Here is a 14,214-nt window from a genome sequence, read left to right on the forward strand (position 1 = left end):
CCAGCAGGGGGGGCTCCCCCTGCTTTTTTCACGGACGGAATTGTTATGAAAAAGCACCTTCTTGCCCTCGGGCTGCTGTTTGCCGGAGTGTCGCCGGCGCAGGCGCTGGATGTCGGCGATATCTCATCTTTTATGAACAGCGGCAGCAGCACGCTGAGCAAAACGATCAAGAACAGCACCGACAGCGGCCGGCTGATCAATATCCATCTCGAACGGCTCTCTTCCCCGCTGGATGACGGACAGGTTATCCCGATGGATAAACCGGACGAGGTGCTGCTCACTCCCGCCAGCCTGCTGCTACCCGCTCAGGCCAGCGATGTGATCCGCTTCTTCTACAAAGGCCCGGCGGATGACAAAGAGCGCTACTACCGCATTGTCTGGTTCGACCAGGCGCTCAGCGATGCCCAGCGCGATAACGCCACCCGCAGCGCGGTGGCCACCGCTTCCGCCCGCATCGGCACCATCCTGGTGGTGGCGCCCCGGCAGGTGAACTACCGCTTTCAGTACGCCAACGGCTCCCTGACCAACACCGGGAACGCGACGCTGCGGATCCTCGCCTACGGCCCTTGCCTGAAGGCCGCCGAGGGTAAGGAGTGTAAAGAGAACTACTACCTGATGCCGGGTAAATCACGCCGTTTTACGCGCGTGGACACGGCGGATAAAAAAGGACGGGTTGCGCTTTGGCAGGGTGAGCAGTTTGTTCCCGTGAAATAGACAGCTGTGCAGATGGATAACGACGATGCCTCAACAACGGATTTCCCCAGGACTGAAAACACGGCTTGCCTTCGGCATGTTTTTTTTGTTCGTTCAGCCCGACGCCAGCGCGGCTGCCCCAGGGGCGCAGCAGATTGGCGGGGTGATTATTCCGCAGGCCTTCAGCCAGGCGCTGCAGGACGGCATGAGCGTTCCTCTCTATATTCATCTTGCCGGCAGCCAGGACACCCGGGACGATCAGCGGATCGGCAGCGCCTTTATCTGGCTGGACGGCGGCCAGCTGCGCGTTCGGCAGATCCGGCTGGAGGACAATGAGGGTAACGCCAGCGTCAGCGAACAGACCCGCCAGCAGCTGACTGGCCTCGCCAACGCCCCGTTCAGCGAGGCGCTCACCATCACGCTGACCGACAGCGCGAAGTTGGATCTCAGCCTGCGCCAGCTGCTGCTGCAGCTGGTGGTCAAGCGCGAGGCGCTGGGCACCGTGCTGCGCTCGCGCAGCGAAGACATCGGCCAGTCGAGCGTCAACGCCCTCAGCAGCAACCTGAGCTATAACCTCGGCGTCTATAACAACCAGATGCGCAACGGCGGGAGCAACACCTCCAGCTATCTGTCGCTGAACAACGTCACGGCGCTGCGTGAGCATCATGTGGTGCTCGACGGCTCGCTGTACGGGATCGGCAGCGGTCAGCAGGACAGTGAATTATATAAGGCCATGTATGAACGCGATTTCGCCGGCCACCGCTTTGCCGGCGGGATGCTTGACACCTGGAACCTGCAGTCCCTGGGGCCGATGACCGCTATTTCGGCGGGCAAGATTTACGGCCTTTCCTGGGGGAACCAGGCCAGCTCCACCGTCTTCGACAACAGCCAGTCCGCCACGCCGGTGATCGCCTTTCTGCCGGCGGCGGGCGAGGTGCATCTCACTCGTGACGGCCGGTTGCTGAGCGTCCAGAACTTCGCCATGGGGAACCATGAAGTGGATACCCGCGGCCTGCCGTACGGTATTTACGACGTGGAGGTCGAGGTGATCGTCAACGGGCGGGTGGTCAGCAAACGCACCCAGCGGGTCAATAAGCTGTTCAGCCGGGGACGCGGCGCCGGCGCGCCGCTGGCGTGGCAGGTGTGGGGCGGCAGTTTTCATATGGATCGCTGGTCGGAGAGCGGGAAAAAGACCCGGCCGGCGAAAGAGAGCTGGCTGGCGGGCCTCTCGGCCTCCGGGTCGCTCAGCACCCTGAGCTGGGCGGCAACGGGCTATGGCTACGACAACCAGGCGGTGGGAGAAACCCGCCTGACGCTGCCGCTGGGCGAGTCGATCAACGTTAACCTGCAAAATATGCTGGCCAGCGACAGCTCGTGGAGCAGCGTCGGCAGCATCAGCGCCACGCTGCCGGGGGGCTTTAGTTCAGTGTGGGTCAACCAGGAGAGAACCCGCATTGGCGATCAGTTGCGGCGCAGCGATGCCGACAACCGGGCGATCGGCGGCACCCTCAACCTCAACGCGCTGTGGTCGAAGCTGGGGACGTTCAGCGTCAGCTACAACGATGACCGTCGCTACAACAGCCATTACTACACCGCGGATTACTATCAGACGGTCTACAGCGGCGCCTTTGGCTCGCTCGGCCTGCGGGCGGGGATCCAGCGCTATAACAATGGCGACAGCAGCGCCAACACCGGGAAATATATCGCCCTCGATCTGTCGCTGCCGCTGGGCAACTGGTTCAGCGCCGGGATGACCCATCAGAACGGCTACACCATGGCTAACCTCTCAGCGCGCAAGCAGTTTGATGAAGGCACCATTCGCACCATCGGCGCCAATCTGTCGCGGGCCATCTCTGGCGATACCGGGGATGACAAAACCCTCAGCGGCGGGGCGTATGCCCAGTTCGACGCCCGCTACGCCAGCGGCACGCTGAACGTTAACAGCGCGGCGGACGGCTACGTCAACACCAACCTCATCGCCAGCGGCAGCGTCGGCTGGCAGGGCAAAAACATCGCTGCCAGCGGACGAACCGACGGCAACGCCGGGGTGATCTTCAACACCGGGCTGGAGGATGACGGTCAGATCAGCGCCAGGGTCAACGGGCGGATCTTCCCGCTCAGCGGCAAGCGTAACTATCTGCCGCTCTCACCCTATGGCCGCTATGAGGTGGAGCTGCAAAACAGCAAAAACTCGCTCGACAGTTACGACATCGTCAGCGGGCGCAAGAGTCATCTGACCCTCTATCCCGGCAACGTGGCGGTGATTGAGCCTGAGGTGAAGCAGATGGTCACCGTTTCCGGTCGTATTCGGGCGGAAGACGGCACGCTGCTGGCGAATGCGCGGATTAACAACCATATCGGCCGTACCCGCACCGATGAAAACGGCGAGTTCGTCATGGATGTGGATAAGAAATACCCCACGATCGATTTCAGCTACGGCGGCAATAAAACCTGCGAAGTGGCGCTGGAGCTCAGCCAGGCGCGCGGCGCCGTCTGGGTGGGGGATGTGGTTTGCAGCGGCCTCTCGTCGTGGGCGGCGGCGCAGCAGACAGGAGAAGAGAATGAAAGTTAACCCTTTAATCGCCCTGGCGATCCTCGCGCTGCTCTGGCCGGCGGCCGCGCTCAGGGCGGCGGTGTCGAAGACCACCTGGTCGGATGCGCCGGCGCGCGAGTTTGTGTTTGTGGAAAACAACTCCGACGACAACTTTTTCGTCACCCCCGGCGGGGCGCTGGATCCGCGCATGACCGGCGCCAACCGCTGGACCGGCTTAAAATACACCGGCTCCGGGACCATCTATCAGCAGAGTCTCGGCTATATCGATAACGGCTACAACACCGGGCTCAATGCCAACTGGAAGTTTGATATGTGGCTGGAAAACTCGCCGGTTTCGCACCCCTTAACCGGCCTGCGCTGCATCAACTGGTACGCCGGGTGCGATATGGCCACCAGTCTGATCCTGCCGCAAACCACCGACGCCAGCGGGTTCTATGGCGCGACGGTGACCAGCGGCGGCGCGAAGTGGATGCACGGTATGATGTCGGACGCCTTCTATCAGTATCTGCAACAGATGCCGGTCGGCGGCAGCTTCACGATGACCATCAATGCCTGCCAGACCTCGGTGAACTACGACGCCAGCAGCGGCGCGCGCTGTAAGGATCAGGCCTCCGGCAACTGGTATGTGCGCAACGTCACCCACACCAAAGCCGCGAGCCTGCGGTTGATAAACACCCACTCGCTGGCGGAGGTGTTTATCAACAGCGATGGCGTGCCGACGCTCGGGGAAGGGAACGCCGACTGCCGGACGCAGACCATCGGCAGCCGCTCAGGATTAAGCTGTAAGATGGTCAACTATACCTTGCAGACCAATGGGTTAAGCAACACCTCGATCCATATTTTCCCGGCGATCGCCAACTCGTCGCTGGCCTCGGCCGTCGGGGCGTACGATATGCAGTTCAGCCTCAACGGCAGCTCATGGAAGCCGGTGAGCAATACCGCCTATTACTACACCTTCAACGAGATGAAGAGCTCAGACGCGATCTATGTGTTCTTCTCCAGCAACTTCTTTAAGCAGATGGTGAATCTCGGGATCAGCGATATCAATACCAAGGATCTGTTCAACTTTCGCTTCCAGAACACCACCTCGCCGGAGTCAGGCTGGTATGAGTTTTCCACCTCCAATACGCTGATTATCAAGCCTCGTGATTTCAGCATCAGCATTATCTCCGACGAATATACCTCGGCGCCGTCGCGGGAGGGGTATGTCGGCAGCGGCGAACCGGCGCTCGATTTCGGCTACATCGTCACCACCAGCGGTAAAACGGCCGCCGACGAAGTGCTGATCAAAGTGACCGGACCGGCGCAGGTGATTGGCGGGCGCTCCTACTGTCTCTTTAGCTCCGATGACGGTACGGCGAAAGTGCCGTTCCCGGCGACGCTCTCTTTTATCACCCGCAGCGGCGCGACGCAGACCTACGACGCCGGGTGCGATGACAGCTGGCGGGATATGACCGATGCGCTGTGGCTGACCACGCCGTGGACCGATATCTCCGGCGAAGTGGGGCAGATGGATAAGACCACGGTGAAATTCTCGATTCCGATGGATAACGCCATTTCACTGCGGACGGTAGACGATAACGGCTGGTTTGGCGAAGTCAGCGCTTCAGGAGAGATTCATGTCCAGGCGACGTGGCGCAACATTAACTAAGGCCCTGCTGACGGTGGGCTGCCTGCTGGTGGCTCCGCTGGCGCAGGCTATCTCGGTCGGCAACCTGACCTTTTCCCTGCCGGCTGAAGCGGATTTCGCCAGCAAACGGGTGGTCAACAACAATAAAAGCGCGCGGCTGTACCGCATCGCCGTCAGCGCCATCGATCGCCCGGGCGGCAGCGAAGTACGCTCCCGGCCGGTGGATGGCGAGCTGCTGTTCGCCCCTCGTCAGCTGGCGCTGCAGGCCGGGGAGAGCGAATACTTCAAATTTTACTATCATGGCCCGCGGGACAACCGCGAGCGCTATTATCGGGTCTCGTTTCGCGAAATCCCCACCCGCAACCTGACGAGGCGCAGCCCGACCGGCGGCGAGGTCAGCATGGAGCCGGTGGTGGTGATGGATACCATTCTGGTGGTGCGCCCGCGCGAGGTGCAGTTTAAATGGTCTTTCGATAAGGTGGCCGGGACGGTGAGCAACACCGGCAATACCTGGTTTAAGCTGCTGATTAAGCCAGGATGCGATTCGACCGAAGAGGAGGGGGACGCGTGGTATCTGCGTCCCGGGGACGTGGTTCGCCAGCCGGCGCTGCGCCAGCCGGGGAACCACTATCTGGTCTATAACGACAAATTTATTAAGATCAGCGATACCTGCCCGCTGAAGCCCCGCCCCGCGGAGTGAACCTTACCCGGCGGTCGCACGGCGGGTAAAGCGCCGGCTGGCCAGCAGGCTCAGACCGCAGCACAGCAGGTAGTACACCGCGCCGGTGAAGACGAAGATCGCCAGGGGATAGATTTGCACCCGGTTGTTGACCTGGCCGGCCACGGTGGTCAGCTCCGGGACGTTGACGATAAACGCCAGCGACGTGTCTTTCAGCAGGCCGATAAAGATCCCCACCAGCGAGGGCTGAACGTTACGCAGCGCCTGTGGGAGCAGCACCAGGCGCAGCGTTTGCCCGGGGGCGAACCCCTGGGTCAGCGCCGCCTCATACTGTCCTTTCGGCAGCGACTGCAGCCCGGCCAGCACCGAGTGCATCACCGAGGCGGCGGTAAACCACGCCAGCGCCAGGGTCACGGTCACCGCGCCGGGCAGATCGCCGCCGGTCAGCATCGGCAGCAGATACCACAGCCAGAAGATGACAAATATCAGCGGGATGCCGCGGATAATTTCCGCCCACAGAAACAGCAGACGCCGCGTCAGTCCTCCGTAGCGCCAGGCCAGGCCCGCCAGCGCAATGCCTCCCGGCAGCGCCAGCAGCGTGGCGCCGATAGCCATCAGCAGGGTCAGGGCCACGCCGCCGGGCTGGCCCTCCGCCAGCCGGCCCCACAGCAGGTAATCAAGGTTATCGGCGATCACCGCCAGATTAGCGTTCATGTTGGGCGCTCCGTTGCAGTTTTCTTCCCGGGCCGAGACGCGTTAGCGCCACGCCCATCGCCACCCCCAGCGCCAGATACAGCGCGGTGCCGACGGCAAAAGCCTCCAGGGCGTGCGCGTTATAGCTCTCAATCTGCCGCACCTGATAGGTCAGTTCCGCAAAGCCGATGCCGCTGGCCAGCGATGAGAGTTTCATCAGGTTGAGATACTGGCCGACAATCGGCTGCCAGGCGTTGGCCAACCCCTGCGGCAGGAGGATAAAGCGCAGCTCCTGCCACGGCGTAAAGCCCTGCGACAGCGCGGCTTCCCGCTGCCCGTGGCTGACGGCGCGCAGTCCGGAGGCGATCTCTTCCACCAGAAAGGCGGAGGTAAAGACCCCCAGCCCCCACATTGAGCAGAGGAACTCCGGCGTCAGCCACCAGACGTTGCCCGGCAGAATGGACCAGGCGTGCTCGTCGTTCACCACGTTCTTCACCGCCAGCGGCAGCAGGTTCCAGGCGGCAAAGTACCAGAACAGCAGCTGGACCAGCAGCGGGGTATTGCGAAACAGCGAGACCCACGCGGCCACCAGCCCGCGCCCCGCGCGGCCGCCGCCGAGACGCAGGGCCAGCAGCAGAACCGCCAGCGCAGTGGCGAGCAGGATCCCGGCGACGCTGACCCAGACGGTGGTGAGAAAACCAGAGATAATCCATTGCAACGGCTGTCCGCTCAGGACGCCGTGCCAGTCAAGCATCGGCGTCACTCGAGGCTCTCCTGGTGCAGCGGATCCAGCACCTTCTGCAGAAAACGCCGCGCGCGGGCATGCTGCGGATGGGCGAAAAACTCAGCCGGCGGGGCGACCTCGAGAATGTCGCCGCCGTCGATAAACACCACCCGGTCGGCAATTTCGCGGGCAAACTGCATCTCGTGGGTCACCACCAGCATGGTGATCCCGCTGTGGGCGAGGTTTTTCATCACCTGCAGCACTTCGCCGATCATCTCCGGGTCGAGCGCTGAAGTGGGCTCATCGAACAGGATAATCTGCGGCGAGGAGGCCAGGGCGCGGGCGATCGCCACCCGCTGCTGCTGGCCGCCGGAGAGCTGCGCCGGCATCTGCTGCGCTTTCTCCTCCAGCCCGACCTGACGCAGCAGCGCCAGCGCCCGCTCCTGTGCCGCGCTTTTTCCCCAGCCGTGGACGCGCTCCAGCGCCAGCGTGATGTTCTCCTGCGCCGTCAGGTGGGCGTAAAGGTTGAACTGCTGGAAGACAAAGCCGACGCGGCTGCGCAGCTGGCGCAAGGCGCTGCCGCTCAGCCGGCTGGTGGGTTTGCCGTCGATCAGGATCTCGCCGCCGCTTAAGGATTCGAGCTGGTTGATCAGGCGGATCAGCGTCGATTTTCCCGATCCGGAAGGGCCGAGGATCGCCACCACTTCGCCGGGATCGACCTGCAGGTTGATGGCGTTGAGCACCTGATGATCGCCGTAGCGCTTGGCCACCTCACGAAAGGTAATGCTGGCGCGCTGCAGACGTGAAAAATCCGCGGCCGGGGCCGCGGAGTGGGAGAATAAACCCGAGAACATATTATTTCGCTTCTATGGTAAAGGCGCGCGGCTGCGGCGTTTTAGTGGCAGGGCCAAACCAGACATCGTAAATTTTCGCGGCTTCGCCGGTTTTCTCCAGCTTCACCAGCTCATCGTTGACGGCCTTCAGCAGGGCCGGTTCGCCTTTCTTCACCCCCACGCCAATCTCTTCTTTGCTGAGCAGGTCGGGCAGAATTTTAAACTTGGCTTTATCCGGCGCTTCCGCCAGCAGACCGGCAAGGATGGTGCTGTCCTGGGTGATGGCCTGCACGTTGCCGTTGCGCAGGGCGGTCAGGGCCAGCGGAATATCGTCATAGGAGAGGACGCGAGCCTGCGGGAAACGCTGGTGCAGCGCCTGTTCGCCGGTGGTGCCTTTCACCGCGCCGATGCGCGCTTTGCTGTACTCATCAAGCTTATCCGGAGAGCCGGCCGGCACGAGGAACTGCTGGCCGGTGACGAAATACGGCGTTGAGAAATCAATAACCTGGGCCCGCTCCGGGGTGATGGTAATGTCGGCGACGATCAGGTCGGCTTTGCCGGACTGCAGCAGCGGAATACGGTTGGCCGGGTTAGTGGTCACCAGTTCGAGTTTGACGCCGAGCGCTTTCGCCAGCGCCTGGGCAAAGTCGACGTCGTAGCCGACGATATGGTGGGTTTTGGCGTCCACGGAGCCGAACGGCGGGTTGGCGTCAAAGGTGGCGACTTTCACGACGCCGGCGGCTTTGATGTCAGCCAGCTGGTCGGCCTGCGCCTGCGAGGCGAGCAGCAGCATACCCAGCGCCAGTGCGATTTTTGTGGTTTTGTTGCGCATATTTTTTCCCCTGAATCCCTGTTTTGTTTTGTGGACATCACGCTCCCACACATTGCCCGTCGGCGGCAAAGAAGAAAAAATTCTTATCTATAACGAAAAAGAACTTAACAAACCTGTGGGTATTCTTTATGCGCTGGTAGCGTTTTACCGGCGCAGTCACGACTGCCGGGCGGTCCCTTCTTCCTCAGGGAGAGGGCCAGGGTGAGGGTGACAGGACCGGGCGTAATATGCGCCAGCCAGGATTGCAAATTCGGAATTAATATTTCCCGCGCCCGGCCAGCTGTGGTTGAAATAGACCCAGGCGATTCGCTTCCCGACAGAGGAGAAAACGAAAGTGGCATTGTGGCAACGGTTAACGGGCTGGCTGGCTTTTTTGTCCAACGGTGAAGCCGGACAGCAAGATACTCAACGCGTCATGGAGGCGATCCTGCCGGTGGCCAGCCTCTACGGCGTGGACATTGGCAACGTGGAAACCCGGTGGTTCCGTCATGATAAGACATACTGAGCGACGCAGGACGCGAGAAGCCTACTGGAACGAGGTGTGCTTTGTGTAGCAAGAGACTGCCTGAGGTTGCGGCATCGCAGGAGGCGCCGCCGCAGCCCAGGCAGTTTTAACCACCCTTATCCCCCCAGATACATCCGCTTAATTTCCGGGTTAGTCAGCATCTCCCGCGCCGCGCCTGACAAGGTGATCCGGCCATTCTCCAGGACATACGCCCGATCGGCGATCGCCAGCGCGGCCGTCGCATTCTGCTCCACCAGCAGCACCGTCATATTCTCTTCGCGCAGTTGCTTAATGATGCCGAACAGCTCGCCGACAATTTTCGGCGCCAGCCCGAGGCTCGGTTCATCCAGCATCAATAACACCGGCTCGCTCATCAGCGCCCGGGCGATGGCCAGCATCTGCTGCTCGCCGCCGCTCATGGTGCCCGCCATCTGATGGCGCCGCTCCTTGAGCCGTGGAAAGAGGGCGTACATACGATCGCGCAGGCGGGTGTAGCCGGCGAGATTATTGTAAGCGCCCATGCGCAGGTTCTCTTCGATGGTCAGGTTGGTAAAGACCCGGCGTCCCTCCGGCACCAGCGCCAGCCCGCGACGTACGATCTGGTGGGTCTGGCTGCGCGAGATATCGTCGTTGAGGAAGCTGACGCGCCCGCTGGAGCGCACCAGGTTGACGATCCCATTGAGGGTGGAGGTTTTACCGGCGCCATTGCTGCCGATCAGGGTGACGATCTCCCGGTCATAAACATCGATATCGACGCCTTTCAGTCCCTGGATCACGCCGTAAAAGACCTTCAGTTCCCTGGCGTTAAGCATAATTGGCTTCTCCCAGATAAGCGGAAATGACGTCCGGATGCTGGATCGCCTCGGCCATCAGGCCGCTGAACAATGGCTTACCATACTCCAGGACCATCACCCGTTCGCACAGGCGGTTGACGAAGGGCATATCGTGCTCGATTAACAGGACGCTGAGCTGATAGTCATGGCGCATGCGGAAGATCAGCTCCGCCAGATCCTCGGTCTCCTTTGGGTTCATCCCGGCGGCCGGCTCATCGAGCAGCAGCAGCTTCGGCGAGGTGGCCAGCGCGCGGGCGATCTCCACTTTGCGCTGGTTGCCATAGCTCAGGTTCGTGGCCTGCATATGGGCGAAGTGGGCGATGCCGATGTCTTCCAGAATGGCCATCGCTTTGGCCTTCGCCGCCCGCTCGGCCGGAAAGTAGCGGCCAATGTGCAGGGCCGCCTCCAGCAGCGAGTAGCGGCTGGCGCGGTCGAGTCCAACCATCACGTTCTCCAGCACCGTCATCGAGTTAAACAGCCGGATATTCTGGAAGGTACGGGCGATCCCGGCGTTCACCACCTGGTTGGGCTTTAGCCCCTTCAGCGACGTGCCCGCGAGGGTGACGCTGCCGCTGGTGGGCTTATAGTTGGCGGTGATGACGTTAAACAGGGTGGTCTTGCCCGCGCCGTTAGGGCCGATAAGGCCAAAGATCTCCGCTTCGTCAACATGGAAGCTGACGTTGTCGATGGCCCGCAGGCCGCCAAACTGCATGGTGACGTCCTGCACCTGCAGGATGATTTTATTTTCCGCCATAGCTGCTGTTCCTTCTTCCCATCTGCCAAATCTCTTTTTTCCCCAGCAGCCCTTCGCGGGCGAAAAGCATGATGATCAGCAGCAGCAGGGAGAAGACCACCATTCTCAGGCCCGGATAGGCGCCGAGATCGTGACCGAAGAACTGCAGCGGCTGGTCGAGAAAGCGCAGCCACTCGCCGCTGCCGACCACCAGCACGGTGCCGAGCAGGGCGCCGGTGGTGCTGCCGAGCCCGCCGAGGACAATAATAATCAGCAGCTGGAAGGTGAGCATAAAGTCGAACAGCCCCGGGGAAATGGTGGTCAGCAGGGAAGCCAGCAGACCGCCGCCGATCCCTTCGAAGAAGGCGCTGGTGGCGAAGGCGCAGGTTTTAATGCGGAAGGTGTTGACCCCCATGGCGATCGCCGCATCTTCATCGTCGCGAATGGCTTTCATCATCCGGCCATACTTCGACCACACCAGCTGGAGGATCATGCCGGTAGCCAGCAGGGCGAACAGGCCGCACCAGAACAGGAGATGCGGCTGCTGCGGAATATCGTTCAGCCCGATGGCGCCGTTGGTGATTTGCGGGTTGTTAATGGCGAGGATCTTGATGATAAACCCGAAGCCGAGGGTGACGATGGCCAGGTAGTCGCCGCGCACCCGGAAGACCGGCACGGCGAGGCACACCGCCAGCGCCGCCGCGCACAGGCCGCTTATCAGCAGGGCGGGGAGGAAGCCCGCGTGCAGGCTGAGGATCCACGGGCTGGGGGCGGCCATTTCAAACATGTCTACCTTGCTGTCGCTGGAGAGGATCAGCAGGGCGGTGACGTAGGCGCCCACCGCCACGAAGCCGTTCGGCTCCAGCGACAGCTGGCCGGTCACGCCGTTGATCAGGTTGTAGCTGACCGCGAGGATCATAAAGATAAAAATGGTGCTGATGACGCGAACAATGTAGTCATTGAAAACCACGTTGATTCCGGCCAGCAGCGCGATACAGATGACAATAATGGCCAGGTTGCGCAGCTGCGCCCCGGCGGTGGTCGTCGCGTTGAGCATCAGAAACGGCTCCTTTCCAGACGTTCGTCGCCCATAATGCCGACCGGGCGGAACAAGAGGACCAGAATCAAGAACAGGAAGGCGAAAGCGTCTTTATAGCCGCCCAGTTCGGGGAAGATCGCCACCGCGACCACCTCGGTAAAACCGAGGATAAAGCCGCCCAGCACCGCGCCGGTGACGCTGCCGATCCCGCCCAGCACGGCGGCGGCGAAGGCCTTCAGGCCGATAAGCACGCCCATCAGGGGATCGATCGTCGGGTAGCTGATGGAGTAGAACACGCCGCCGAGCGCCGCGAGGCTGCTGCCGAGGGCGAAGACCAGGGAGATGATCCGGTTGGCGTCAATGCCCATCAGACGCACGGTGTTGACGTCAAAGGCTACCGCGCGGATCGCCATTCCATAGCGGGTGCGGTACAGCAGCCAGAGGATCGCCAGCAGCAGCAGGACGGTGATCAGCGGCACAATCCACGCCACGTTGGTAATGATGACGCTGCCGAAGGCCCGGGTCTGGTTGAAAAAGTCAGGGGCGGAGAAGAAGCGCGAGCTGCCGCCAAACAGCACGTTAAACAGGTTTTCGAGGAAGAAGCTGACGCCGATGGCGGTGATCAGCATGGAAATTTTCGAGGCCTGGCGCAGCGGACGATAGGCGACCCGGTCAATCAGCATGCCAAACAGGCCGCACAGCCCGAGAGTCAGGAAAACGGCTACCCCGAAGGGTAGCCCAACCGAAGAAAATAAAAACAGCGTACTAAACGCGCCGACCATCATCACGTCCGCATGGGCGAAGTTGATCAGCCTTAGCACGCCATAAACCATCGTATAACCGATGGCAATCAGGGCGTACATGCCCCCAAGACTCATTCCATTGACCACTTGCTGGAGAAAAATGGCGCCGTCCATTTTGTAGCCTCGTCACAACTTAAGGGTTAACCACGGTACGAAACGCCAGCTTGCCATCTTTCACTTCGTTGATGACCGCGCTGCGAATGGCGTCGCCGTTCTGTAACGTCAGCGTGCCGGTCACGCCCTGGAAATCTTTGGTGGCGCGGATTTTTTCATTCACGCAGACCCGATCGTGGGGATCGCTGCACTGGTTCATGGCGTTGACGATGACGTTATAGGCGTCCGCTGCCATTGCGCCCCAGGTATGGGTCGGCTGCTGGTATTTGGCTTCCCAGGCTTTGATGAAGGTTTCCCCGGCCGGGGTCTGCTCTTTGGCGTTCGGCGAGTAGTAATCGGTGGTCATATAGCCGTTGACCGCGTCTTTACCCACATCGAAGAAGACCTGATCTGCGGCCAGACCGTCGCCGCCCACCACCGGTTTGTTGAGCCCCAGCTGTTTTGACTGCACGGCAATCAGCGCCCCTTCGGTGTAGTAGATCGGCATATAAATCATGTCGACATTCTTCGCCTTGACGCTCGCCAGCTGGGCTTTAAAGTCCTTGCTGCCGCCCGGGGCCTGTACCTCGATGGGAATGGTGCCGCCGTTTTTCAGGAATTGGGTGCGGAACGCTTTCGCCAGGCCGACGGAGTAATCGTTGCTACTGTCAAACACGATGGCGGCGGTTTTGGCTTTCAGATCGCGGGAGGCCAGATTGGCCCCGACCACCCCCTGGAAGCTGTCCGAGAAGCAGACCCGGCTGACGTACGGATGGTTGCGGGTGACGCGGTCGTTGGTGGCGGTGGAGGAGACCAGCGGCGTTTTGCTGTCGTCGGCGATCTTGGTCATCGCCAGGGTGTTGGAGGAGGTGACTTCCCCGATCACGGCATCCACTTTATCGCTGGAGACCAGCCGCTGCATGGCGTTGGCCGCTTCGACTTTGTCGCTTTTATCATCGATAACGATAAGCTTGATGGTATCGCCATTTTTTAACGTCGGGGTGATGGTCTGAATAATGTCCAGCCCTTTCTGCGACGGCTGACCATAGCCGCTGAGGGCGCCGCTCAGGGGTAATACCACCCCGATTTTAATTTCCGCTGCCTGCGCGCTGCTCGCGCCGGCCAGCGCGGCTACCAGCGTGGCCATTAAAGACGCTTTCCCGGAAAACGATTTCATTGGTATTTCTCCGTCGGTCGATTATTTATCTTTAACCATCAATGACTGCATAACATTGAGGAATAATTCGCCAGCGTATCTGGCGAATTATTGGCTGTTATGTTGAATAGATAACGAGATATATACCCTAAATAATTCGAGTCGCATGAAGGCGGCATGTGAGCGAGTCCCCAGACGCTTACAGAAGTCAGTGACTGGGGGGGAGAAAACGCAGCCAACACACATGCAACTTAAAGTATGACGGGTATTTTTAAGGCGCTGAATTACCTTACAACGTCCGTTTCGTTTTTACTCATGCAATATTCTTATTACCTGCAGGCAAGGGCATAAGGCTGGTGACAACACGGCTTTTGATACGCTGAATGTATTTTTCCGGGTGGTGACTGGCGCCTT

The 14,214-nt window shown here is 60.7% G+C and carries 15 protein-coding genes; 6 read left to right on the top strand and 9 right to left on the bottom strand.

Annotated elements, in window-relative coordinates; all coding sequences use genetic code 11:
• The first annotated feature begins 45 nt into the window (after positions 1-45).
• The 4 genes from MKR05_RS14325 to MKR05_RS14340 are packed head-to-tail and all read left to right on the top strand — an operon-like array spanning position 46 to position 5,577.
• Positions 46-714 carry a hypothetical protein gene (locus MKR05_RS14325; protein ID WP_072420870.1) on the top strand — a complete coding sequence of 223 codons (669 nt, stop codon included), beginning with the start codon at positions 46-48 and terminating at the stop codon, positions 712-714.
• 25 nt (positions 715-739) lie between these two features.
• Positions 740-3,265: a fimbrial biogenesis outer membrane usher protein gene (locus MKR05_RS14330; RefSeq protein ID WP_284118268.1), complete on the top strand. Its 2,526-nt coding sequence runs from the start codon at positions 740-742 to the stop codon at positions 3,263-3,265.
• Complete coding sequence (ecpD, locus tag MKR05_RS14335) at positions 3,255-4,898, top strand: fimbrial adhesin EcpD (RefSeq protein WP_044521199.1); 1,644 nt, start codon at positions 3,255-3,257, stop codon at positions 4,896-4,898. The genes MKR05_RS14330 and ecpD overlap by 11 nt, the downstream gene beginning before the upstream one ends.
• Positions 4,867-5,577 (top strand): fimbria/pilus periplasmic chaperone, encoded by a 711-nt coding sequence (locus MKR05_RS14340; protein ID WP_023288549.1) that lies wholly within the window; start codon positions 4,867-4,869, stop codon positions 5,575-5,577. Before ecpD ends, MKR05_RS14340 begins: the two co-directional genes overlap by 32 nt.
• A 3-nt stretch (positions 5,578-5,580) precedes the next feature.
• Here MKR05_RS14340 and MKR05_RS14345 read toward each other — a convergent pair whose 3' ends face one another.
• The 4 genes from MKR05_RS14345 to MKR05_RS14360 are packed head-to-tail and all read right to left on the bottom strand — an operon-like array spanning position 5,581 to position 8,638.
• Positions 5,581-6,270, bottom strand: a complete 690-nt coding sequence (locus MKR05_RS14345) for an amino acid ABC transporter permease (protein ID WP_017900979.1) — start codon at positions 6,268-6,270, stop codon at positions 5,581-5,583.
• Entirely contained in the window at positions 6,260-7,012 is a 753-nt protein-coding gene (locus tag MKR05_RS14350) for an amino acid ABC transporter permease (RefSeq protein WP_044521207.1), read from the bottom strand. Before MKR05_RS14350 ends, MKR05_RS14345 begins: the two co-directional genes overlap by 11 nt.
• Positions 7,009-7,827 carry an amino acid ABC transporter ATP-binding protein gene (locus tag MKR05_RS14355; protein WP_023288551.1) on the bottom strand — a complete coding sequence of 273 codons (819 nt, stop codon included), beginning with the start codon at positions 7,825-7,827 and terminating at the stop codon, positions 7,009-7,011. Before MKR05_RS14355 ends, MKR05_RS14350 begins: the two co-directional genes overlap by 4 nt.
• Before the next feature lies 1 nt (position 7,828).
• Positions 7,829-8,638 (bottom strand): ABC transporter substrate-binding protein, encoded by an 810-nt coding sequence (locus MKR05_RS14360; RefSeq protein ID WP_226327219.1) that lies wholly within the window; start codon positions 8,636-8,638, stop codon positions 7,829-7,831.
• Positions 8,639-8,972: 334 nt separating this feature from the next.
• On the opposite strand from MKR05_RS14360, the gene MKR05_RS14365 reads away from it, so the two are divergent.
• The gene (locus MKR05_RS14365; protein WP_002890108.1) at positions 8,973-9,143 is read left to right on the top strand and encodes a hypothetical protein; all 171 of its coding nucleotides are present in this window, start codon (positions 8,973-8,975) and stop codon (positions 9,141-9,143) included.
• 116 nt (positions 9,144-9,259) lie between these two features.
• Here MKR05_RS14365 and MKR05_RS14370 read toward each other — a convergent pair whose 3' ends face one another.
• From MKR05_RS14370 to MKR05_RS14390, 5 genes are read right to left on the bottom strand one after another with little or no spacing between them, the layout of a single operon-like run.
• Positions 9,260-9,955, bottom strand: coding sequence for an ABC transporter ATP-binding protein (locus tag MKR05_RS14370; RefSeq protein ID WP_004204908.1), 696 nt, complete (start codon positions 9,953-9,955; stop codon positions 9,260-9,262).
• Positions 9,948-10,730: an ABC transporter ATP-binding protein gene (locus MKR05_RS14375; RefSeq protein ID WP_032453292.1), complete on the bottom strand. Its 783-nt coding sequence runs from the start codon at positions 10,728-10,730 to the stop codon at positions 9,948-9,950. Before MKR05_RS14375 ends, MKR05_RS14370 begins: the two co-directional genes overlap by 8 nt.
• Positions 10,717-11,766 (bottom strand): branched-chain amino acid ABC transporter permease, encoded by a 1,050-nt coding sequence (locus MKR05_RS14380; RefSeq protein WP_008805324.1) that lies wholly within the window; start codon positions 11,764-11,766, stop codon positions 10,717-10,719. The genes MKR05_RS14375 and MKR05_RS14380 overlap by 14 nt, the downstream gene beginning before the upstream one ends.
• Entirely contained in the window at positions 11,766-12,665 is a 900-nt protein-coding gene (locus MKR05_RS14385; RefSeq protein WP_002890128.1) for a branched-chain amino acid ABC transporter permease, read from the bottom strand. Before MKR05_RS14385 ends, MKR05_RS14380 begins: the two co-directional genes overlap by 1 nt.
• A gap of 19 nt (positions 12,666-12,684) precedes the next feature.
• Entirely contained in the window at positions 12,685-13,791 is a 1,107-nt protein-coding gene (locus MKR05_RS14390) for an ABC transporter substrate-binding protein (RefSeq protein ID WP_072096492.1), read from the bottom strand.
• Between MKR05_RS14390 and MKR05_RS14395 the strand changes: the two genes are divergently transcribed.
• Entirely contained in the window at positions 13,784-13,927 is a 144-nt protein-coding gene (locus MKR05_RS14395) for a hypothetical protein (RefSeq protein WP_032428606.1), read from the top strand. The two genes, MKR05_RS14390 and MKR05_RS14395, sit on opposite strands and share 8 nt — an antisense overlap.
• Positions 13,928-14,214 lie beyond the last annotated feature (287 nt).

Source organism: Klebsiella sp. K5-204 (genome assembly GCF_030128585.1).
Classification (GTDB): domain Bacteria; phylum Pseudomonadota; class Gammaproteobacteria; order Enterobacterales; family Enterobacteriaceae; genus Klebsiella; species Klebsiella quasipneumoniae.